The sequence below is a fragment of the Micromonospora sp. NPDC005206 genome (assembly GCF_040608175.1).
GTDB lineage: Bacteria > Actinomycetota > Actinomycetes > Mycobacteriales > Micromonosporaceae > Micromonospora.
Map to the genome: position 1 here is coordinate 260850 of NZ_JBEXHU010000010.1, position 20384 is coordinate 281233.

Annotated in this window: 20 protein-coding genes; 7 read left to right on the forward strand and 13 right to left on the reverse strand. The window is 71.2% G+C overall.

The window, feature by feature from the left end:
* Positions 1-55: 55 nt before the first annotated feature.
* Positions 56-1141: a DUF3866 family protein gene (locus ABZU69_RS17510; RefSeq protein WP_354965358.1), complete on the forward strand. Its 1086-nt coding sequence runs from the start codon at positions 56-58 to the stop codon at positions 1139-1141.
* 24 nt (positions 1142-1165) lie between these two features.
* Here ABZU69_RS17510 and ABZU69_RS17515 read toward each other — a convergent pair whose 3' ends face one another.
* The 3 genes from ABZU69_RS17515 to pafA form a co-directional block, all read right to left on the reverse strand.
* Complete coding sequence (locus tag ABZU69_RS17515) at positions 1166-2311, reverse strand: oxalate decarboxylase family bicupin (RefSeq protein WP_354965359.1); 1146 nt, start codon at positions 2309-2311, stop codon at positions 1166-1168.
* Between the two features lie 165 nt (positions 2312-2476).
* Complete coding sequence (locus ABZU69_RS17520; protein ID WP_354965360.1) at positions 2477-2671, reverse strand: hypothetical protein; 195 nt, start codon at positions 2669-2671, stop codon at positions 2477-2479.
* A gap of 67 nt (positions 2672-2738) precedes the next feature.
* On the reverse strand, positions 2739-4097 hold the full coding sequence (gene pafA / locus ABZU69_RS17525) for a Pup--protein ligase (RefSeq protein ID WP_354965361.1): 1359 nt from the start codon (positions 4095-4097) through the stop codon (positions 2739-2741).
* A gap of 192 nt (positions 4098-4289) precedes the next feature.
* Here pafA and rfbB point away from each other — a divergent pair, with 192 nt between their 5' ends.
* Positions 4290-5273: a dTDP-glucose 4,6-dehydratase gene (gene rfbB / locus ABZU69_RS17530; RefSeq protein WP_354965362.1), complete on the forward strand. Its 984-nt coding sequence runs from the start codon at positions 4290-4292 to the stop codon at positions 5271-5273.
* Between the two features lie 4 nt (positions 5274-5277).
* On the opposite strand, the gene prcA is transcribed toward rfbB, so the two are convergent.
* From prcA to arc, 6 genes are all read right to left on the reverse strand, one after another.
* Positions 5278-6102: a proteasome subunit alpha gene (gene prcA, locus ABZU69_RS17535; protein WP_354965363.1), complete on the reverse strand. Its 825-nt coding sequence runs from the start codon at positions 6100-6102 to the stop codon at positions 5278-5280.
* A gap of 61 nt (positions 6103-6163) precedes the next feature.
* On the reverse strand, positions 6164-7003 hold the full coding sequence (prcB, locus tag ABZU69_RS17540; RefSeq protein ID WP_354965364.1) for a proteasome subunit beta: 840 nt from the start codon (positions 7001-7003) through the stop codon (positions 6164-6166).
* Positions 6922-7602, reverse strand: a complete 681-nt coding sequence (locus ABZU69_RS17545) for an endonuclease VII domain-containing protein (RefSeq protein WP_354965365.1) — start codon at positions 7600-7602, stop codon at positions 6922-6924. Before ABZU69_RS17545 ends, prcB begins: the two co-directional genes overlap by 82 nt.
* Positions 7599-7814: a ubiquitin-like protein Pup gene (locus ABZU69_RS17550; RefSeq protein ID WP_067366797.1), complete on the reverse strand. Its 216-nt coding sequence runs from the start codon at positions 7812-7814 to the stop codon at positions 7599-7601. Before ABZU69_RS17550 ends, ABZU69_RS17545 begins: the two co-directional genes overlap by 4 nt.
* A gap of 117 nt (positions 7815-7931) precedes the next feature.
* Positions 7932-9449 (reverse strand): depupylase/deamidase Dop, encoded by a 1518-nt coding sequence (gene dop / locus ABZU69_RS17555; protein WP_354965366.1) that lies wholly within the window; start codon positions 9447-9449, stop codon positions 7932-7934.
* Positions 9450-9634: 185 nt separating this feature from the next.
* Positions 9635-11416 (reverse strand): proteasome ATPase, encoded by a 1782-nt coding sequence (gene arc / locus ABZU69_RS17560; protein WP_354965367.1) that lies wholly within the window; start codon positions 11414-11416, stop codon positions 9635-9637.
* A 178-nt stretch (positions 11417-11594) separates the two neighbouring features.
* Between arc and ABZU69_RS17565 the strand changes: the two genes are divergently transcribed.
* Positions 11595-11885 carry a ferredoxin gene (locus ABZU69_RS17565; RefSeq protein WP_074309704.1) on the forward strand — a complete coding sequence of 97 codons (291 nt, stop codon included), beginning with the start codon at positions 11595-11597 and terminating at the stop codon, positions 11883-11885.
* A gap of 54 nt (positions 11886-11939) precedes the next feature.
* Here the strand turns inward: ABZU69_RS17565 and ABZU69_RS17570 are convergent, their stop codons facing one another.
* Genes ABZU69_RS17570 through ABZU69_RS17585 form a run of 4 tightly spaced genes read right to left on the reverse strand, consistent with a single transcriptional unit; the run spans position 11940 to position 14812 of the window.
* On the reverse strand, positions 11940-12512 hold the full coding sequence (locus ABZU69_RS17570) for a hypothetical protein (RefSeq protein ID WP_354965368.1): 573 nt from the start codon (positions 12510-12512) through the stop codon (positions 11940-11942).
* The gene (locus ABZU69_RS17575) at positions 12509-12637 is read right to left on the reverse strand and encodes a hypothetical protein (RefSeq protein WP_354965369.1); all 129 of its coding nucleotides are present in this window, start codon (positions 12635-12637) and stop codon (positions 12509-12511) included. Before ABZU69_RS17575 ends, ABZU69_RS17570 begins: the two co-directional genes overlap by 4 nt.
* Before the next feature lie 22 nt (positions 12638-12659).
* Entirely contained in the window at positions 12660-13613 is a 954-nt protein-coding gene (locus ABZU69_RS17580; protein ID WP_354965400.1) for a tRNA (adenine-N1)-methyltransferase, read from the reverse strand.
* Positions 13614-13657: 44 nt separating this feature from the next.
* Positions 13658-14812, reverse strand: a complete 1155-nt coding sequence (locus ABZU69_RS17585; RefSeq protein ID WP_354965370.1) for a site-2 protease family protein — start codon at positions 14810-14812, stop codon at positions 13658-13660.
* A gap of 76 nt (positions 14813-14888) precedes the next feature.
* Between ABZU69_RS17585 and ABZU69_RS17590 the strand changes: the two genes are divergently transcribed.
* The 4 genes from ABZU69_RS17590 (at position 14889) to ABZU69_RS17605 (ending at position 20368) form a co-directional block, all read left to right on the forward strand.
* On the forward strand, positions 14889-15803 hold the full coding sequence (locus ABZU69_RS17590; RefSeq protein ID WP_354965371.1) for a PD-(D/E)XK nuclease family protein: 915 nt from the start codon (positions 14889-14891) through the stop codon (positions 15801-15803).
* 205 nt (positions 15804-16008) lie between these two features.
* Entirely contained in the window at positions 16009-16695 is a 687-nt protein-coding gene (locus ABZU69_RS17595; RefSeq protein ID WP_354965372.1) for a response regulator transcription factor, read from the forward strand.
* 350 nt (positions 16696-17045) lie between these two features.
* Positions 17046-17813 carry an ABC transporter ATP-binding protein gene (locus ABZU69_RS17600; protein ID WP_354965373.1) on the forward strand — a complete coding sequence of 256 codons (768 nt, stop codon included), beginning with the start codon at positions 17046-17048 and terminating at the stop codon, positions 17811-17813.
* Positions 17813-20368: an FtsX-like permease family protein gene (locus ABZU69_RS17605; RefSeq protein WP_354965374.1), complete on the forward strand. Its 2556-nt coding sequence runs from the start codon at positions 17813-17815 to the stop codon at positions 20366-20368. The genes ABZU69_RS17600 and ABZU69_RS17605 overlap by 1 nt, the downstream gene beginning before the upstream one ends.
* Positions 20369-20384: the final 16 nt, after the last annotated feature.

Genomic DNA, 20384 nt, shown 5'->3' on the forward strand with positions numbered 1-20384 from the left:
CGCGCCGGACCACCCGGGCGCGGGGCGCCGGGTCCGCGCCGCTAGCGTGCCCGTCATGGTGCGATGGCGGGCAGGGACGGTGGCGGCGCTGCGACGGCAGTGGACCGGGGCGGTGGAGCTGGACGTCGACCTGCCCGACGGCACCCGGATGCGGGCGCTGGCCTACCCGGAGCTGGTCGGCACTCCCGAGCCCGGCGACCGGGTGCTGCTCAACGCCGGGGCGCTGCTGATGGGGCTGGGCACCGGCGGGTACGCCCTGGTGGTGGCTCTGCCGGACCGGCTGCCGCCGGACCCGCCGGACGCCGGCGACACCCGCGACGCCGGGCACCTCGTCAAGGCCCGCTACACCCCACTGCAACCGATCCTGCTCGGCGTCGACGAGGAGGCGTCCCCGCACCGGGACGTGCTGGCCGACGCCGACGACCTGGGCGGGCTGCCGGTCGTCACCGCCGACCTGCACTCGGCCCTGCCGGCGATCCTCGCTGGTATCCGGGCCGCGGCCCCGGACGCCCGGGTGGCGTACCTGCTCACCGACGGCGGGGCGTTGCCGGCCTGGTTCTCCCGTACCCTCGCCGGGCTGCGCGCCGAACTGGCCGGCACGATCACCGTCGGGCAGGCGTTCGGCGGCGACCTGGAGGCCACCACCCTGCACGGCGGCCTGCTCGCCGCCCGGTACGTGCTGCGCGCCGACGTGGCCGTGGTCGCGCAGGGTCCCGGCAACCTCGGCACCGGCACCCGGTGGGGCTTCTCCGGGGTGGCCGTCGGCGAGGCGGTCAACGCGATCGCCACGCTGGGCGGTCGACCCGTCGGGTCACTGCGGATCTCCGCCGCCGATCCCCGCCCCCGGCACCGGGGCGTGTCGCACCACAGCCTCACCGCGTACGGGCGGGTGGCGCTCGCCCCGGCGGAGCTGGTGGTGCCCGACGACCTGGACCCGGCGTTGGCCGCCGAGGTGGACGCGGCGCTGGCCCCGCTGGCCGGCCGGCACCGCATCGTCCGGGTGCCCACCGCCGGCCTCGACGCCGCGCTGCGGGCCAGCGTCGTGCCACTGTCCACGATGGGACGTGGCCTCGACGCCGACCACGCCTACTTCCTCGCGGCGGCGGCGGCCGGCCGCCACGCCACCACCCTGCTCCCCTGACAGTGCGGCGGAGGGCGACCCGGGTCAGCGGATCACGGGGCGCTTGTCCCGGGGTAGGGCTTCGATCAACTCCCGAGGCAGGTTGAGGGTGTCCGCGATGACCTGGGGTGGCGTGTTGGCCATCCACTGGGTCAGAGAGATGTCCTCGAAGCGGGGCTTGCGGAACATCTCCAGGAAGACCAGCGGCTCGTCGCCGAGGTTCTCGATGTAGTGGCCGTAGGCGAACGGCACGTACCCGACGTCCCCGGAGCGCATGTCGAAGGTGCCCGCCACGCCACTGCTGGCGAACACGCCCATCCGGCCGTGCCCGGAGAGGTAGTACTGCCACTCGTCGTCGGTGGGATGCCAGTGCAGCTCCCGCATTCCACCCGGGTCGATTTCCACCAGAGCGGCGCAGATGGTGGTGGCCGCGGCGAACTGGGACACGTCGGCGATGCGTACCTGCCCACCGGCGAACCGCTGCGGCTGCTGGGCGAGCAGCCGATGGCTCAGCGTGCGGGGCACGTCCCCGGTCGGGCTCACCACCTGGTCCCGATCCAGCGGCGGCGGCACCTCTCCGGCGAAGATGTACTTCTCCCGCTCCGGGACCGAGTCGAGCTGCTCGGGCCGCCAGCCGAAGTTCTTCGCCAGCACGTCCTTCGGGGTGTGCGCGAAGAAGTCGCTGATCAGGAACGTGCCGTTCTCGGTGAACGCCCCGTCGTCGAAGACCAGCAGGAACTCGACGCCCTCGTCGAGGGCCTGGATGTGGTGCGGCACCCCTTGCGGGAAGAACCACAGGTCACCGGCGCGCACGTCGTCGAGGAAGTTCCGGCCCTCCTGGTCGACGGCGCTGATCCGGGCGCTGCCGCGCGACACGTACGCCCACTCGGACTGCTTGTGCCAGTGCAACTCCCGGTACGCGCCCGGCTCCAGCGCCATGTCCACGCCGCACAGCTCGGTGGCGACCGGCAGCTCCCGCACGGTGACCTCGCGGGTCCAGCCGCCCCGTTGGATGCGGGTGTGCGCGTCGGAGAAGGAGAACCGCAGGTTGGGCAGGGTGCCCGCGTCCGTGCTCGGTGGCGTCAACAGATCGGGGTTCTGCCGGTCCCGGACCACGTCGCGCGGCCCGGGGTCCCGCCAGCCGGCCTGTCCCCTCTGGGGTTGTGGCGTCGCCCTGTCCCCGCCCCTCATCGCTCGCTCCCTCCGTCGGCCAGCCCGATGCCACCAGGGCGCCGCGGGGTGCGGGCGTCCGGTGACCGGCGACGGGTACCCGGCTCGGAGACCCGGGCGGGCCAGCGGTGGCCCGGCCGGGCCAGCCACCGCCGACGGGCGGCGAAGAAGGCGAAGACCCGGGGATCAGGCGAGGAAGATGAGGGCGAGCCAGCCGCCCACGATGAGCACCAGCGCCAGGGCCAGCACCCAGGTCGGCACGGTGTACTCGCCGCGGCGGTTGCGGTCGATCTCGGCGCGGATCTTGTCCCGCCGGCGTTCGACCCAGTTCTGCCGCTCGGCGCCGCGCTCGGAGCGGTCGGAAGGTCCAGAAGTCGTCATGGCGCGCCCAGCCTACCGGGCCGGCCGGCCCCGCCGGCGGACACCACCGCCGGGGCCGGCACACCCGTCACATGCTGGCGATCAGCCGCTCCACCCGCTCGTCGTACGCCCGGAACGGGTCCTTGCAGAGCACGGTGCGCTGCGCCTGGTCGTTGAGCTTCAGGTGCACCCAGTCGACGGTGAAGTCCCGCCGCTTCTCCTGGGCGTGCCGGATGAACTCGCCGCGCAGCCGCGCCCGGGTGGTCTGCGGCGGGGTCTCCTTGGCCTCGAAGATCTCCGGATCGGTGGCCACCCGGTCCACGTCGCCACGGCGCTCCAGCAGCCCGTAGAGGCCGCGACCACGACGCACGTCGTGGTAGGCCAGGTCCATCTGCGCCACCCGGGGGTGCGACAGCGGCAGGTCGTGCTTGCGCTGGTAGCGCTCGATCAGCCGCAGTTTGCTGACCCAGTCGATCTCGCGGGAGACCGGCTCCAGGTCCCCGGTCTCTACCGCGCTCAGCACCCGGCCCCACAGCTCGACCACCCGCTTGGCCGCCTGGTCGCCCCCGCGGCGCTCCACGAACTCGGTGGCCTTGGCCAGGTATTCCTGCTGGATGTCCAGCGCGCTGACCTCCTTGCCGGAGGCCAGCCGGACCTTGCGCCGGCCCGTGATGTCGTGCGAGACCTCACGGATCGCCCGGATCGGGTTCTCCAGCGACAGGTCGCGCATCACCACCCCGGCCTCGATCATCCGCAGCACGATGTCGGCCGTGCCGACCTTGAGCAGCGTGGTGACCTCGTTCATGTTGGAGTCGCCGACGATCACGTGCAGCCGCCGGTAGCGCTCGGCGTCGGCGTGCGGCTCGTCGCGGGTGTTGATGATCGGGCGGCTGCGGGTGGTCGCCGAGGAGACGCCCTCCCAGATGTGCTCGGCCCGCTGTGACAGGCAGTAGACCGCGCCACGCGGGGTTTGCAGGACCTTGCCGGCCCCGCAGATCAACTGCCGGGTGACCAGGAAGGGGATGAGGACGTCGGCGAGCCGGCCGAACTCGCCGTGCCTGGAGACCAGGTAATTCTCGTGGCAGCCGTACGAGTTGCCGGCCGAGTCGGTGTTGTTCTTGAACAGGTAGATCTCACCCGCGATGCCCTCGTCGTGCAGTCGCTTCTCCGCGTCGACGAGCAGGCCCTCCAGGATCCGCTCGCCGGCCCGGTCGTGGGCGACCAGGTCGGTCACCGAGTCGCACTCCGGTGTGGCGTACTCCGGGTGCGACCCGACGTCCAGGTAGAGCCGGGCCCCGTTACGCAGGAACACGTTGCTCGACCGACCCCAGGACACGACGCGACGGAACAGATACCGCGCGACCTCGTCCGGGGACAGCCGCCGCTGCCCGCGATAGGTGCAGGTGACGCCGTACTCGGTCTCGAGGCCGAAGATTCGCCGCTCCATGGTGTGACATTAGCCGTCCGGAGGGCCCGTTCGTCACTGTCAGACCACAGGTCGTGCCCGGGGGGCGGTCACATACCGGTTGAGTGCGACATTCCGTCCGGCCCGCGCGCGCCGGCTGCGCCCCGCCCCGGATGCGCCGGCAACGGCGCGACGGCCCTCTCGGGATGCCGGCTCGCGTAGAGTGCTGAACCCGTGAGGATCCTCGTCACCGGCGGAGCGGGATTTATCGGCTCGGCGTACGTGCGCATGCTGCTCGGCGCGCCGGGCGGCGACGCGGGACTCCCGGTGAGCGAGCCGGACGTGGTGACCGTGCTGGACAAGCTGACCTACTCGGGCAACCTGACCAACCTCGACCCGGTGCGCGACGACCCCCGGCTGCGGTTCGTGCAGGGTGACATCTGCGACCCGGCCCTGGTCGACGAGGTTGTCGCCGGGCACGACGTGATCGTGCACCTCGCCGCCGAATCGCACGTCGACCGGTCCATCGCTGGCGCCGCCCCGTTCGTCACCACCAACGTGCTCGGCACCCAGACGCTGCTGGACGCCGCGCTGCGCCACGGCACCGGGCGGTTCGTGCACGTCTCCACCGACGAGGTCTACGGCTCGATCGACGAAGGTTCCTGGACCGAGACCTGGCCGTTGGCGCCCACCTCGCCGTACTCGGCCTCGAAGGCCGGCGCCGACCTGCTCGCCCTGGCCTACCACCGCACCCACGGCATGGACGTGGTGGTCACCCGCTGCTCCAACAACTACGGGCCGTACCAGTTCCCGGAGAAGGTCATTCCGCTGTTCGTCACGAACCTGCTCGACGGCGGCACCGTTCCGCTCTACGGCGACGGCGGCAACGTCCGGGACTGGGTGCACGTGCACGACCACTGCCGGGGCATCGCCCTCGTGCAGCACAAGGGCCGCCCCGGCGAGGTCTACCACATCGGCGGCGGCACCGAACTGACCAACCGGGAACTCACCGGCCGGCTGCTGGAAGCCTGCGGCGCCGGCTGGGACCGGGTGGTCCCGGTCCCGGACCGCAAGGGCCACGACCGCCGCTACTCGCTCGACACCATCAAGATCAGCGAAGAGCTGGGGTACGCCCCGAGCATCGACCTGGAACACGGTCTGGCCGCGACGGTCCGGTGGTACCGCGACAACCGGGCCTGGTGGGAGCCGCTGCGGTAGGGATTTACTCGGCCGTCTGCGTGCCCGACTTGTCCTCGAGATCGGCCGACCCGGCGGACGACGTGGGCTTGTGCGCCTCCTCGGTCGGCGACGTCGGCGCCTCGGCACGGTCCCCGGCCGGCGGCTCGGCGCCCCCGTCCAGCAGCGAGGTCAACGCCGCGCCGGTGATCCGGCGGAAGGTCCGCCCGACGCGCCGGCGGTCCAGCACCGCGACCTCAAGCTGGTTCGCGGCGATCGCCCGGGCGGCGCCGCCCTCCCCGCCGACGGTGCTCAACGCCTGCACCGCGACGTTCACCGCCTCCCCGAGCGACATGTCCGCCCGGTGGTTCGACTTCAGCACGCCGGTGATCGCCTCGGCCTGCCCACCCATCGCCATCCGCCCCGGCTCGTCGTTGACCGAACCGTCGTAGGTCAGTCGGTACAGCTCATCGTCGTCGGGAGTGGCACCGACCTCCGCCACGCAGATCTCCACCTCGAACGGCTTCGACTGCTCGGTGAAGATCGCGCCCAGCGTCTGCGCGAACGCGTTCGCCAGGGCCCGACCGGTGACGTCCCGCCGGTCGTAGCTGAGCCCGTTCAGGTCCGCCATCCGCACGCCGGCCCGGCGCAGGTTCTCGAACTCGTTGTACCGCCCGACGGCGGCGAAGCCGATCCGGTCGTAGATCTCACTGACCTTGTGCAGGGCGCTGGAGAGGTTCTCCGCGACGAAGAGCACCCCGCCGGCATAGCTGAGGACCACCGCGCTACGACCCCGGGCGATGCCCTTGCGGGCCAACTCGGAGCGGTCGCGCATGATCTGTTCGGGCGAGGCGTAGAACTGCATGGCCACGGCGGCGGTTCTCCTTACGGCGCTGAGTTGACGACTGCTGACTGGTGGGGGTGGGCGAGGGTCAACCGCCCGGGTTCTCCATCCGGCCGGAAACCACACCCTCGGCAATCGCCGCCGTCTCGGCGTCGGTCAGCCGGCGGGTGCCGTCGGCCGTCGCGGTCATCACCACCGGGTAGATCCGTCGGGTCAGGTCCGGTCCGCCGGTCGCGGTGTCGTCGTCCGCGGCATCGTAGAGCGCCTCGACCGCCAGCCGGGTCGCGTCGTCGACGGACAGGCCGGCCCGGAAGCGCTTCTTCAACGCGGACTTGGCGAAGAGCGAGCCGGAGCCGATCGCGTCGTAGCCGGTCTCCTCGTACGGGCCGCCGGTCACGTCGAAGCTGAAGATCCGGCCAGCCCGCGCCGGGTCCGCGCAGGCGAGGTCGAAGCCGGCGAAGAGTGGCACCACCGCCAGCCCCTGCATAGCGGCGCCCAGGTTGCCCCGGATCATCGAGGCCAGCCGGTTTGCCTTGCCGTCCAGCGAGAGCATGGCGCCCTCGATCTTCTCGTAGTGCTCCAGCTCCACCTGGAACAGTCGCATCAGCTCGATGCCGATGCCCGCGGTGCCCGCGATGCCGACCAGCGAGTACGCGTCCGCCGGGTGCACCTTCTCGATGTCGCGCTGGGCGATCAGGTTGCCCATGGTGGCCCGTCGGTCGCCGGCCATCACCACACCGTCAGCGGCCGCGATGGCCACGATGGTGGTCGCGTGCGGCGCCAGGTCGGCGGCCATGCCCGGTGGCAACGGCCGTCGACCGGGCAGCATCTCGGGCGCCACCCGGCTCAGGAACGTGGTGAAGGAGGACGTCCCCGCGTTGGTGAACACATCTGGTAGACGCCCGGATGGATCAAAGCCCGCTGCCACGTGGTTCCTCTCAGGTACGTGATCGCCCTGGCCAGCCTCATGGGACTGTCACGGAACTGGCCAAGACCACCGTTGCAGTTGAAGCAGAGTATCCCGCGCACCCATCCGGTGCGATGATCGTGGTCCAGATGTTCCGGATCGGGGCGCTCACAGATGGCGCACACGCCGCCCTGCTCGGCCAGGAGCTCGTCGAACTCCTTCTGCCCCACGCCGTAGCGCCGCCGCAGGTGGTATTCGCGCGTGCCGCCGTATAGCCGCTGCGCGGGCTCCTTGCTCCGGTCATTATGGCAGGGTTTGCAGTAGCTGTGCCGACCACTGGCCTTAGCCCTGATAGTGGGAAAATCCGCCAGCGGCTTGATCTGCTCGCAATCCGGGCACCACTTGAGACCCTGACCAACCGGCGTCGCCGACCGTCGCTGCGGGGAGACGCCTCGTTTGCGGCGACTGACCTCCGACCGGGCGTTCGCGCACGACTTGCAGTAGAAGGCGAGCCCGCCCGTCCGTCGACGGTCGCTGTGGAACTCAGTGCGTGGCAGTAACCGCTTGCAGTCCGGGCATATCTTGTCCGATCGGCCTGGCAAATCGGACATATGCCTCATTGGCCCCCTTTTTGGACGTAACCCCTCACGAATTCTTCTGCATTCTCTTCAAGAACGGAGTCGATCTCGTCGAGCAGGTCGTCGACGTCCTCGGTGATCTCGGCGTGCCGCTCCGCCACCTCGGGGTTGGCCTCGGTGGTGACGTCCTCGATCTCCTCGCCCTGCCGGGACTTGCCGGACTGCGACTGACCGCCGCTGTCACGAGTGGCCATAGCTGCCTCCTCTAGATCGCCTGGCATGAAATCTACCCCGTGGAAGCGACAGAAAGCCCCCGCGTCAGCCGTGTTCGGATGGCACCGATCGCCGATCCCCGACGGCCGCGGCGTCGCTCACCGGCCGGTCAGCGTCTCCAGGAGGTCCTTGGCGCTGGCGCAGCGGTCGAACAATGCCCCGACGTGCGCGCGGGTGCCCCGTTCCGGCTCCATCATCGGCACCCGGACCAGCGACTCCCGGCCCACGTCGAAGATCACCGAATCCCAGCTGGCGGCGACCACCTCGGAGGCGTACTGCGCCAGGCAGCGACCGCGGAAGTAGGCCCGGGTGTCCTCGGGCGGCTCGGTCATCGCGGTGCGCGTCTCCTCGTCGGTGAGCAGCGTCTTCATCGCCCCCCGGGAAACCAGCCGGTGGTAGAGGCCCTTCTCCGGCCGGACGTCGGAGTATTGCAGGTCGACGAGCTGGAGCTTGTGCGCGCCCCAGCCGAGCTTCTCCCGCTCCCGGTAGCCCTCCAGCAGCCGCTGCTTCGCGACCCAGTCCAACTCGTCGGCGCAGAGCATCGGATCGCGACCCAGCCGGTCCAGCACGCTCTCCCAGCGGTCGAGGACGTCGGTGGTCTGCTCGTCCACGTCCGTGCCGTAGCGGTCGTCGACAAAGGACCGGACCCGCTCCAGGTAGGCCCACTGCACGTCCAGCGCGGTGAGCCGGCGGCCGTCGCGCAGCCGCATCCGGTGGGTCAGGGACGGGTCGTGGCTGACCGCACGCAGCTCGCTGACCGGGTCGGCGATGCCGAGGTCTGGGCCGAGCGCCTTCTCCTCGATCATGGTGAGGATCAGCGCGGTGGTGCCGACCTTGAGGTAGGTGGAGATCTCCGAGAGGTTGGCGTCGCCGATGATGACGTGCAGCCGGCGGTACTTGTCGGCGTCGGCGTGCGGCTCGTCCCGGGTGTTGATGATGGGGCGCTTGAGGGTGGTCTCCAGACCCACCTCGACCTCGAAGAAGTCGGCGCGTTGGGAGATCTGGAAGCCGCTCTGGCCGCCGTCCTGGCCGATGCCGACGCGGCCGGCGCCGCAGACGATCTGCCGGGTGACGAAGAAGGGCGTCAGGTACGCCACGATGTCGGCGAACGGGGTCTGTCGGCGCATCAGGTAGTTCTCGTGCGCGCCGTAGCTGGCGCCCTTGTTGTCGGTGTTGTTCTTGTAGAGGTGGATCGGCTGGCTGCCGGGGATGGTGGCGGCCCGGCGGGACGCCTCGGCCATCACCCGCTCGCCGGCCTTGTCCCAGCGCACCACGTCGCGCGGGTTGGTCACCTCGGGGGTGGAGTATTCCGGGTGGGCGTGGTCGACGTAGAGCCGGGCGCCGTTGGTGAGTATCACGTTGGCCAGGCCGAGGTCCTCGTCGGCGAGGGCCTCGGCGGGGTCGTAGGCGGCCCCGGAGTAGGTGAAGCCGCGCGCGTCGCGCAGCGGCGATTCCTCCTCGTAGTCCCACCGGGCCCGCCCACCCCGGTTGAGCTCGGGGCGGGCTCCGTATGCGTTGACCACCTGGGACGAGGTGACCATCGGGTTGGCTCCGGCCTGGCCGGGCACGGAGATGCCGTACTCGATCTCGGTGCCCATGATCCGTCTTACGCTCATCGACCTACCCGCTTCGCTCGCCCGACCCGGTCCCCCGTCACGTCGAGCGTAGTCCGACAGATCGGGGACGGGGGCACGCCGGTGCAGCCGTGTCACCGGTGTCGTCGCCGCGCCCGGGTCCACAGGAAACGGTTGGGGGCCCGGGACGCGTCGCGTCCCGGGCCCCGGCCGTTGCTAGCTGTGGCTCAGAGGTACTGGCCGGTGTTGCTGGCGGTTTCGATGGACCGCCCGGCCTCGGCGCCCTTGCCGCCGGAGACCAGCGTGCGGATGTAGACGATCCGCTCGCCCTTCTTGCCGGATATCCGGGCCCAGTCGTCGGGGTTGGTGGTGTTGGGCAGGTCCTCGTTCTCTCGGAACTCGTCGACGCAGGCGTCGAGCAGGTGCTGGAGGCGCAGCCCCTTGCGCCCGGAGGTGAGGAACTCCTTGATGGCCATCTTCTTGCTGCGGTCGACGATGTTCTGGATCATCGCGCCGGAGTTGAAGTCCTTGAAGTAGAGGACTTCCTTGTCACCGTTGGCGTAGGTGACCTCGAGGAAGCGGTTCTCCTCGGTCTCCGAGTACATCCGCAGCACCACGGCGTCGATCATGGCCGCGACGGTGGCCTGGGGGTCGGCGCCGTGCTCGGCCAGGTCGTCCGGGTGCAGGGGCAGCCCGGAGAGGATGTACTTGGAGAAGATGTCCTTCGCCGCTTCGGCGTCCGGCCGCTCGATTTTGATCTTCACGTCGAGCCGACCCGGACGCAGGATCGCCGGGTCGATCATGTCTTCCCGGTTGGAGGCGCCGATGACGATGACGTTCTCCAGCCCCTCCACGCCGTCGATCTCGCTGAGCAGCTGCGGGACGATCGTGTTCTCCACGTCGGAGGAGACACCGGAGCCACGGGTCCGGAAGATCGAGTCCATCTCGTCGAAGAACACGATCACCGGGGTGCCCTCGCCGGCCTTCTCCCGGGCCCGCTGGAAGATCAGCCGAATGTGCCGCTCGGTCTCGCCGACGTACTTGTTGAGCAGCTCCGGGCCCTTGATGTTGAGGAAGAAGCTGGTGTGCTTCTCCTTGCCCTGCCGCTCGGCGATCTTCTTGGCCAGCGAGTTGGCCACCGCTTTGGCGATCAGCGTCTTGCCGCAGCCGGGCGGGCCGTAGAGCAGGATGCCCTTGGGCGGGCGGAGCTGGTGCTCACGGAACAGGTCCGAGTGTAGGAAGGGCAGCTCCACCGCGTCGCGGATCTGCTCGATCTGCGACTGGAGGCCACCGATGTCGGTGTAGCCGACGTCGGGCACCTCCTCCAGGACCAGCTCCTCGACCTCGCTCTTCGGGATCCGCTCGTACGCGTACGAGGAGCGGGGCTCGATCATGAGCGAGTCGCCGGCCCGGATCGCCGAGCCGATGAGCGTCTCGGCGAGGTGCACGATGCGCTCCTCGTCGGAGTGGGAGACCACCAGTGCCCGGTCACCCGGCGCACCGCCCGGCCCCTCCAGGATCTCCTTGAGCATCACCACCTCGCCGACCCGCTCGTAGCCGAACGCGTCGACGATGTTGAGCGCGTCGTTGAGCAGGACCTCCTGGCCACGGCGCAGCTCGGCCACGTCGAGCGAGGGCGAGACGGCGACCCGCAGCTTGCGACCGCCGGTGAAGACGTCCACCGTGCCGTCGTCGTGCTTGGCCAGGAAGACGCCGTAGCCACTCGGCGGTTGTGCGAGGCGGTCGATCTCCTCCTTGAGCGTCACAATCTGCGTGCGAGCCTCCTTGAGGGTGCTCACCAGCCGGTCGTTGTTCTCGGTCAGCCGCGCCAACTGTGCCTGGGTGGCCGCCAGCCGCTCTTCGAGCTGCCGGACGTGTCGGGGGCTTTCGGTCAACTTGCGCCGCACCAGGGCGAGTTCCTCTTGAAGGAACGCGACCTGCGTGGAGAGATCGTGGGCTTCCTTCTCCCACCGTGCGGCGCGCGAGTCCGCGTCGTCGCTGCGTGCCACGTCCCACCTCCCCGGGGGGCTTGAACGTTCTGCCCTAACACTAGCCGCTATGAGGCCGATTCGGTCCCACGCAACACCCTCGTCACCGAACCTTGATCGCCAAGGGTGGCCTGGCGGGCCGGTACTGGCGTTCGGGTACCGTCGGACCGTACGACGGGAGAACATGGGGGGTGCTCCGGTGGCCGAGGTCGCGACCGACCAGTTGCAGGTCTGGGTGGACCAGGATCTCTGCACGGGCGATGGGCTCTGTGTGCAGTACGCGCCGGAGGTGTTCGAGTTCGACATCGACGGCCTGGCGTATGTCAAGGGCGCCGACGGTGAGCTGCGGATGGCGCCGGGCAGCCGGGTGGACGTGCCCGAGCACCTGCGGCTCGAGGTGATCGACTCCGCGAAGGAGTGCCCGGGCGACTGCATCCACGTCGTGCGGGGCGACGGTGTCGAGGTCGCCGGCCCGGACGCCGAGGACTGAGCCACCCGCCAGGTGCCGGCAACCGGCGCGGCCCCCGGCGCGAGGGGGTAGGGCTCAGAGCAGCGGGCGGCCGACCACCGAGGCGACCAGCCGGGCGAACTCTTCCAACCGGGCGATCTGCCCGGCGCCGCCGTCGTCGAGGGTCTTGCCGAAGCGCAGCGCGTCGTGCCGCGGCGTGCCGACGATCTCCTCGCTCGGCGGCGCCTCGTCCAGCGAGGTGAGCAGCAGGTACACGTCGATGCTGTCGACACGGATCTCGCCGCTGTCGGTGCGGTTGAGCCGGCGACGGCAGCCGACCTCGGTGACGGTGGAGACCGGCACCACTCGCAGCGACGACGTCATCGACCCCGGCGGGCCCTCCGTCGGCGGCACGTCCTCGCCGTGCCAGAGGATCAACCGGCTGCCGTCGCAGACCACGACCTCCTGCCACACGCCGTTGACCTCGTTGACGAAGCGTTCCAGGGTGAAGCCGAGCACCGACGCGCCGCGCAGCACCCCGCCGAGCGCCTCCAGGGCCACGTCCGGGTCGCGCAGGTAGGCGCGCGCCGCCGACTCCAGGTCCTGGTAGGGCGACCAGTCCGGAAACACCGCGGGCAGATCGCCGCCGCCGTAGCCCGGTCGGCTCATGCCGCCGCCTCCCCCCGCTCGGCGACGCCGTCGCCCGGGCGCGGGCCGACCCGGTCGACCCGCGCACCCACACCGACCTGCCTGCTCGCACCGGCCCGGACGCCCGCACCCCCACGCGTGCTCACGCCGGCCCGCCCAGCTCGATGGTCACGGCCTGTCCATCTCCCCCGTCGCGTCGGGCTCCACACCCGCCGCCTGCGCGGCGGCCGCCTGTCGGGCCGCCTCCGCCTCGCGCAGCACCTGCCGGCGCTGCACGTACGCCTCGGTGCCCTTGCTGGGCTTGCGGCGGCGGGGCGGCGCGGTGACCCCGGGGGCCAGCTTGCGGGCGGAGACCAGGAACGCGGTGTGCGCGATCATCCGGTGGTCCGGCCGGACGGCGAGGCCCTCGGCGTGCCAGTCCCGCACCAGCGACTCCCAGGCCCGCGGCTCGGTCCAGCCGCCGCGCTCGCGCAGCGCCTCCACCAGCTCGGAGAGCTGGGGCGTGGTGGCCACGTAGCCGATGAAGACGCCGCCGGGCACCAGCGCCCGCTCGACCATGTCGAGCGTCTCCCACGGGGTGAGCATGTCCAGGATGATCCGGTCGAAGCCGGTCTCCTGGCACTGCGCGACGTCGCCGACGTGCAGGTTCCAGGCCGGGTGCGGCCCGTTGAAGAACGACTCGACGTTGCGCCGCGCGATCTGGGCGAAGTCGTCCCGCAGCTCGAACGAGTGCAGCTCCCCCTCGGTGCCGACCGCGCGCAGCAGTGAGCAGCTCAGCGCGCCGGAGCCGGCGCCGGCCTCCAGGACCTTCGCGCCGGGAAAGATGTCGCCCATCGCGACGATCTGCGCCGAGTCCTTCGGGTAGATCACCTGCGCGCCGCGCGGCATGGACAGCACGTAGTCCGACAGCAGCGGCCGCAGCGCCAGGAAGGCCGTGCCGCCGCCGGTGGTGGTGACCACGCTGCCGTCGGGCAGGCCGATCAGCGCGTCGTGCGCCAGGATGCCGCGGTGGGTGTGGAACTCCTTGCCGGGCTCCAGCGTCACGGTGTGCATCCGCCCCTTGGGGTCGGTCAGCTGCACCCGGTCGCCGGGCCGGAACGGCCCGCGGTGCACGGGTGTCAGCGCCGGGGAGGCGGCGTCGGCCGGGACGGTGGAGGGAGTTGCGGTCACGATGTCATCTTCCGGTCGGGTTCGAGGACCTGCGCGAGGTCCGCGATGTGCAGAATGCCGACGACATCTTCGCCTGCCGTCACCACGTACTGCGCGCCCGGGTGGCTCTGCACGGCCTCCATCACCCGCTCGCCGTCCAGCCCGACCGGCAGCGCGGGGAGCGCGCCCAGCGACCGGGCGACGGCGTCCACGGCCAGCCACGGGCGGCGATCGGCGGGTACCGCCTCGGCGGCGGCCGGGTCGACCAGCGCGACCGGCCGGCCGGTGGAGTCCGTGACCAGCAGCGCGGCGGCGGGCTGCCCACCCTCGGCGCGCCGGCGCTGGGCCTCGGACAGCGGTGTGCCGGTGGTCACCGGCCAGACCGGTCGGGCCAGGCGGGACAGGTCGATCAGCGGGAACCGGCGGCTGACCCGGGCGGCCCGGATCGACTGCCCGGCGCCGCGCCAGAGGGTGACGGCGACCAGCAGCATCAGCGGCAGCGCCAGCGGCGCCAGGAAGCCGCCGACGGTGAGCAGGAGGACCAGGATCGTGGTGCCGACGGCGACGAGGCGGCCGGCCCAGCCGGCGACCTCGGTGCCGCGGTGCCGGTCGCCGGTCAGCCCCCACACCGCGGCGCGCAGCGCCCGGCCGCCGTCGAGTGGCAGCCCGGGCAGGCTGTTGAACAGCGCGACGATGACGTTGCTCACCGCGAGCTGGAAGGCGAGCTGGTGGGCCACGCCGCCCCCCGGCAGGGCGAGCGTGGCGGCGACCGCGACGACGGCCAGCACCGCGGAGACCGCCGGGCCGGCCAGTGACACCAGCAGGTCGACGCGGGGAGACGGGGCGTCCCGGTCCATCTCGGTGTAGCCGCCAAGCAGTTCCAGAGTGATCCCGCGCACACCGATGCCGTAGCGGCGGGCGGTGAGCGCGTGGCCCAGCTCGTGCAGCAGCACCGAGCCGAGCAGCGACACCACGAACCCGAAGCCGATCAGATAGCCGCTGATCTGCGGCAGGTCCAGCTGCCGGCGGGCGAACTCCGCGTACAGCACGGCGACCAGCGCGGCGAGCAGGAGCATCGAGGCGTTGAGGTGCAACGGCACTCCGAACACCCGGCCCACGTTCAGGCCGGTGCGCCGGTCGGGTCGCCGCGGCGGTCGGGATGTCTGCTCCATCGGGACGATGCTACGGACCGGGGGTGTCCGGGCGGGTGGCGGTCGGTGTCACACCGGTGCCCTAACCTTTGCCGACATGACGGCGGAACCGGTCACCACCCACCAGTCCCCCTCCCCGGCGCAGGTGCCGCCGACGGTGCGGGCCTCGCTGTCCCCGTCGCGGGCGGCGGATTTCAAGACCTGCCCGCTGCTCTACCGGTTCCGCAGCATCGACCGGCTGCCCGAGCGGACCACCATTGAGCAGGCCCGGGGCACCCTGGTGCACGCGGTGCTGGAGCGCCTGTTCGACCTGCCCGCCCAGAGCCGCACACCGGCCGCGGCAGGTGACCTGGTGGCCCCGCAGTGGGACCGGATGGTCACCGAGCAGCCGGAGCTGGCCGGGATCTTCGACGGCGCGGAGCCGGCCGGCCCCGTGGAGTTCCTGCGCTCCGCCGCCGGGCTGCTGGAGGGCTACTTCGCGGTGGAGGACCCCACCCGGTTGGAGCCGGCCGAGCGGGAGAGCCTGATCTCGGCGGTGGTCGACGAGGAGCTGCTGATCCGGGGTTACCTCGACCGGCTCGACGTGGCCCCGGACGGCGCGCTGCGGGTGGTCGACTACAAGACCGGCGGCGCCCCCCGGGAGGCGTTCGAGGCGCGGGCGCTGTTCCAGCTGAAGTTCTACGCGCTGGTGCTGTGGCGCACCCGAGGGGTGGTGCCCAGGGTGCTGCGACTGCTCTACCTGCGCGACGCCGAGGTGTTGGACTACACGCCGGACGCCGAGGAGCTGGTCCGCTTCGAGCGCACGGTGGTGGCGCTGTGGCGGGCGATCGAGCAGGCCACCGCCCGGCAGGATTTCCGGCCCCGCCCGAGCCGTCTCTGCGACTGGTGCAGCCACCAGGCGCTGTGCCCCAGTTTCGGCGGCACCCCGCCACCGTTCCCGGTCGGTGTGGCCGGCGCCGATCCGCTGCGCGATGCCCGGTCCAGTCCGGCGGCGCCGGGCGCCGACGACTGACCTCCGGTGCGGCGCACGCCCGTCACCGCGCCTCCTGACCCCTCGCGCCGAGCCACCTCGGGGGCCTCAGGCCGACCGGACAGGGGCCACGCCGATCGGGACACGGCGGCTGGCCGAGCTCTACGGTGGTCCGCGGCGCATCGGTAGGCATGCGCGAGGATGACCGGTGCGGCAGCACGGCGTCGGCGCGGGACAGGGAGACGAGATGACCGAACGGGTGGCCTCGGCGCGGCCGGTGCGGATCCTGCTCGCCGACGACCAACCGCTGCTGCGCACCGGGTTCCGGATGGTGCTGGGCGCCGAGGGTGACCTCGACGTGGTGGCGGAGGCCGGCGACGGCCTGGAGGCGGTGGAGCTGTCCCGCCGGCTGCTGCCCGACGTCGTGCTGATGGACATCCGGATGCCCCGGATGGACGGGGTGGCCGCGACCCGGGCGATCGTCGACGCCCGACTGCCGGTGCGGGTGCTGGTGCTGACCACGTTCGATCTGGACGAGTACGTCGTGGGCGCGCTGCGCGCCGGAGCCAGCGGATTCCTGGCCAAGGACGTCCCAGCCGAGGAGCTGATCGCGGCGATCCGCACGGTGGCCGGCGGGGACGCGGTGGTGGCGCCACGGATCCTGCGGCGGCTGCTGGACCGCTTCGCCGACCTGCTGCCCGACCCGGCGGCGACGCCGTCGGCCGTGCTCAGCACGCTCACCGACCGGGAGCGCGAGGTGCTGGTGCAGGTGGCCCGGGGGCTGTCCAACGCCGAGATCGCGGCGGCGCTGTCGGTCAGCGAGACCACCATCAAGACCCACGTCGGGCACGTGCTGACCAAGCTGCGGCTGCGTGACCGGGTGCAGGCGGTGGTGCTGGCGTACGAGTCGGGGCTGGTCCGTCCCCGGGCGTAGCTCCCTGGCGGCAGCTACCTCACTCGGCGTACCCGCAGATCCCTCCCAGGGGCGACGCCCCTGGTTGCCGCGCTCACCTACCGTGACCGGAGATGGCTCGGCGCGGTTGACCCTCTCGTGGGGTCAGCTCCTAACGTCCGGCCTGGAAGCGTTCCGCCGGTCAGAAAACACGTGGACCGGCCGTCGGGTCAGGGGCAACCCTGAGCCGGCATGGGGGTGCACCCGCAGCGTGAAATCCGCGCCGGGTCACCCCGTGGGCGGACGGGACGGGCGCGTGCAGCGCCGATGATGGAAACGTGCCGGACCAGCGGGGGCGGCGCGTATTGGCAGAGACGGAAGAGGTAGATGACGTGACCGCGACGGTAGGCCAGCAGGCGCAGGCCGCGGCCCGGGCGAACGACGTGTGGAAGGTGTACGGCAGCGGCGAGGCGCAGGTCATCGCGCTGCGCGGGGTGAGCGCGGAGTTCGAACGCGGCCGGTTCACCGCGATCATGGGCCCGTCGGGTTCCGGCAAGTCGACGCTGATGCACTGCCTGGCCGGCCTGGACTCGGTGACCCGGGGCACGGTGGCGATCGGTGAGACGACCGTCACAGGGCTGGGCGACTCCGGGCTGACGAAGCTGCGCCGGGACAAGGTGGGCTTCATCTTCCAGCAGTTCAACCTGCTGCCCACGCTGACCGCGAAGGAGAACATCCTGCTGCCGCTGTCGATCGCCGGGCGCAAGCCGGACCCGGCCTGGTACGACACGGTGATCGACACGGTCGGTCTGCGGGACCGGCTGGACCACCGGCCGGCGCAGCTCTCCGGCGGGCAGCAGCAGCGGGTGGCGTGCGCGCGGGCGTTGGTGTCCCGCCCCGAGGTGATCTTCGCGGACGAGCCGACCGGCAACCTGGACTCCCGCTCCGGCGCGGAGGTGCTCAACTTCCTGCGCAACTCGGTGCGTGAGCACGGCCAGACGATCGTGATGGTCACCCACGACCCGACCGCCGCCGCGTACGCCGACCGGGTGGTCTTCCTCGCCGACGGGGAGATCGTCTCGGAGCTGATCGAGCCGACCGCCGACACGGTGCTGGACACCATGAAGAAGCTGGACACCCCGACCGAGGTGGGCAACTGATGTTCCGGGCGACACTGAAGAGTCTGCTGGCCCGCAAGGTCCGGCTGATCCTGTCCGGGCTGGCGGTGGTGCTCGGAGTGATGTTCGTCTCCGGCGCCTTCGTGCTCACCGACACCCTGGGCCGCTCCTTCGACTCGGTCTTCGCCGACGGCTTCTCCGACATCGACGTGAACGTCGCGGCGAAGCCGAAGGTGGAGGTCAGCGAGGTCCAGGGCGAGCAGACCGCCAACCCGGTGCCCGCCGCGGTGGTGGACCGGGTGAAGCAGGTGCCGGGGGTGGCCTCGGCGACCGGCATCGTCAACGCCGACGGCGCCCGCGTGATCGGCAGCAACGGCAAGGTGGTCACCTCGTTCGGTCCGCCGCAGTTGGGCGAGAACTGGACCGGGGAGAGCGAACTGCTGCAACTGCGCGAGGGCCGCGGGCCACAGGCCGAGGACGAGATCGTCATCAACAAGTCGCTCGCCACGGCGGCGAAGCTGCAGGTCGGCCAGAAGGTCGGGGTGCTCACCGCGTTCGAGTCGAAGAAGCGCGACTTCACGCTCGTCGGCATCCTCGGTTACAGCGGCGACCGGGACTCGATCGGTGGGGTCAACGAGGTCTTCTTCACCACCCCGGTGGCGCAGCGGTTGATGCTCGGCGCGCCGGACGCGTTCAGCAGCATCACCGTACGCGCCGCCGACGGAGTCTCCGACGAGGCGCTGCGCGACGACGTGGCCCGCACCCTGGGCGCGCAGTACGAGGTGAAGACCGGTGAGCAGGTGGCCGCGGACGCCGCGGCCAGCCTCAAGGAGGGCCTCTCCTTCTTCAACAAGATCCTGCTCGGCTTCGCCGCGGTGGCGCTGCTGGTGGGCACCTTCCTGATCCTGAACACCTTCTCGATCATCGTCGCCCAGCGCACCCGGGAGTTGGCGCTGATGCGGGCCATCGGGGCCAGCGGCCGGCAGATCATCGGCTCGGTGGTGCTGGAGGCCATCGCGGTGGGGCTGATCGCCTCGGTGCTCGGCCTGGCGGCCGGCATCGGCGTGGGCGCGCTGCTGGCGTTCCTGTTCGGCAAGCTGGCCGGTGGGCTCACCCTGGCCGGGATCGGCGTGCCGGCGGCTGCGGTGATCGGCTCGTTCGCCGTCGGACTGGTGATCACCGTGGTGGCGGCGCTGCTGCCGGCGCTGCGGGCGTCCCGGATCCCGCCGATCGCCGCCATGCAGGACGTGGCCACCCCGGACCGGCCATTGACCAAGATCACGGTCGCCGGGTCGGTGGTCACCGGCATCGGCGCGGTGCTGCTCTTCCTCGGGCTCAGCGGCAACGCCAGCGGCCAGACGCTGCCCACCATCCTCGGCGGGGTGCTGTTCGCCTTCATCGGCGTGGCGCTACTGACGCCACTGATCAGCCGGCCGGTGGTGAGCCTGCTCGGGGCGATCTTCTCCTGGTCGGTGCCGGGCAAGCTGGGCCGGCTGAACTCGGGCCGCAACCCGCGCCGTACCGCGATCACCGCCGCCGCCCTGATGGTCGGCATCGCGTTGGTCACCGGCGTCACGGTGATCCTCGACTCGGCCAAGGGCAGCATCAGCGCTCTCGCCGAGGACACCATCAAGGCCGAGCTGGTGATCTCCGGTGTGCAGGGCGGCCCGCGGCCGCCGAGCTTCGACCCGGGGGTGCTGGACCAGGCCAAGGCCCTGCCCGGCGTGCAGATGGTCGACGGCGAGTACGGCGACATGGCGAAGCTCAACGGCGAGAGCACCTGGGTCGCGGCGAGCAGCGACGTCGCGTCGCTGCGGCAGATCTTCGGTGCCAAGCCCACCGCCGGTGACATCGACCGACTCAGCCCGACCCAGATGCTGGTCAGCTCGGACACCGCCGACTCCCGCGGCCTGTCGGTGGGCTCGACGGTGAACGTGCAGCTGACCCGGGGCGAGGCGCGGACGTACACGGTCAGCGGCATCTACGAGTCGTCCCAGCTGACCAACCCGGTGATGCTGCCGGTGACGGCGGCGAAGGACTTCGCCATCCCGCAGCCCATCCAGGGCTTCATCCAGCTCGCCCCCGGCACTCGGGTCGCCGACGTGCAGCCGCAGGTGGAGACGCTGCTCGCGGACAGCCCCGAGGTGTCGGTGGCCGATCGGCAAGCGTTCATCAAGCAGCAGACCGGTCAGCTCGACGCGCTGCTCACGATGATCCAGATTCTGCTGGCGCTGGCCATCGTGATCGCCGTGCTGGGCATCATCAACACCCTGGCGCTGTCGGTGCTGGAGCGGACCCGCGAGCTGGGTCTGCTGCGGGCGATCGGCCTGCGCCGCGGGCAGACCATGGGCATGATCACCGTGGAGGCCGTGGTGATCTCCGTGTTCGGCGCGCTGCTCGGCGTGGTGGTCGGCAGCGGCCTCGGCGCCGCGGTGGTCGAGGCACTCAAGGACGAGGGAATCACCGACCTGATCCTGCCGTGGGGGCAGATGGGTGTCTTCCTCGGTCTCGCCGCGATCATCGGGGTGGTGGCCGCGGTGCTCCCGGCGGTCCGGGCGGCCCGGATCAACGTCCTGGGAGCGATCGCCCACGACTGACCGCTCACCACGGGAC

Bases quoted from the DNA above. Each gene is read 5' to 3' on its own strand.
- ABZU69_RS17605 (WP_354965374.1), top strand. From the start codon at position 17,813: ATGTTCCGGGCGACACTGAAGAGTCTGCTGGCCCGCAAGGTCCGGCTG.
- ABZU69_RS17570 (WP_354965368.1), bottom strand. From the start codon at position 12,512: ATGAGCCGACCGGGCTACGGCGGCGGCGATCTGCCCGCGGTGTTTCCG.
- ABZU69_RS17585 (WP_354965370.1), bottom strand. From the start codon at position 14,812: ATGGAGCAGACATCCCGACCGCCGCGGCGACCCGACCGGCGCACCGGC.
- ABZU69_RS17510 (WP_354965358.1), top strand. From the start codon at position 56: ATGGTGCGATGGCGGGCAGGGACGGTGGCGGCGCTGCGACGGCAGTGG.
- ABZU69_RS17545 (WP_354965365.1), bottom strand. From the start codon at position 7,602: ATGAGGCATATGTCCGATTTGCCAGGCCGATCGGACAAGATATGCCCG.
- ABZU69_RS17590 (WP_354965371.1), top strand. From the start codon at position 14,889: ATGACGGCGGAACCGGTCACCACCCACCAGTCCCCCTCCCCGGCGCAG.
- pafA (WP_354965361.1), bottom strand. From the start codon at position 4,097: ATGGAGCGGCGAATCTTCGGCCTCGAGACCGAGTACGGCGTCACCTGC.
- ABZU69_RS17550 (WP_067366797.1), bottom strand. From the start codon at position 7,814: ATGGCCACTCGTGACAGCGGCGGTCAGTCGCAGTCCGGCAAGTCCCGG.
- ABZU69_RS17595 (WP_354965372.1), top strand. From the start codon at position 16,009: ATGACCGAACGGGTGGCCTCGGCGCGGCCGGTGCGGATCCTGCTCGCC.
- ABZU69_RS17520 (WP_354965360.1), bottom strand. From the start codon at position 2,671: ATGACGACTTCTGGACCTTCCGACCGCTCCGAGCGCGGCGCCGAGCGG.
- ABZU69_RS17515 (WP_354965359.1), bottom strand. From the start codon at position 2,311: ATGAGGGGCGGGGACAGGGCGACGCCACAACCCCAGAGGGGACAGGCC.
- dop (WP_354965366.1), bottom strand. From the start codon at position 9,449: ATGAGCGTAAGACGGATCATGGGCACCGAGATCGAGTACGGCATCTCC.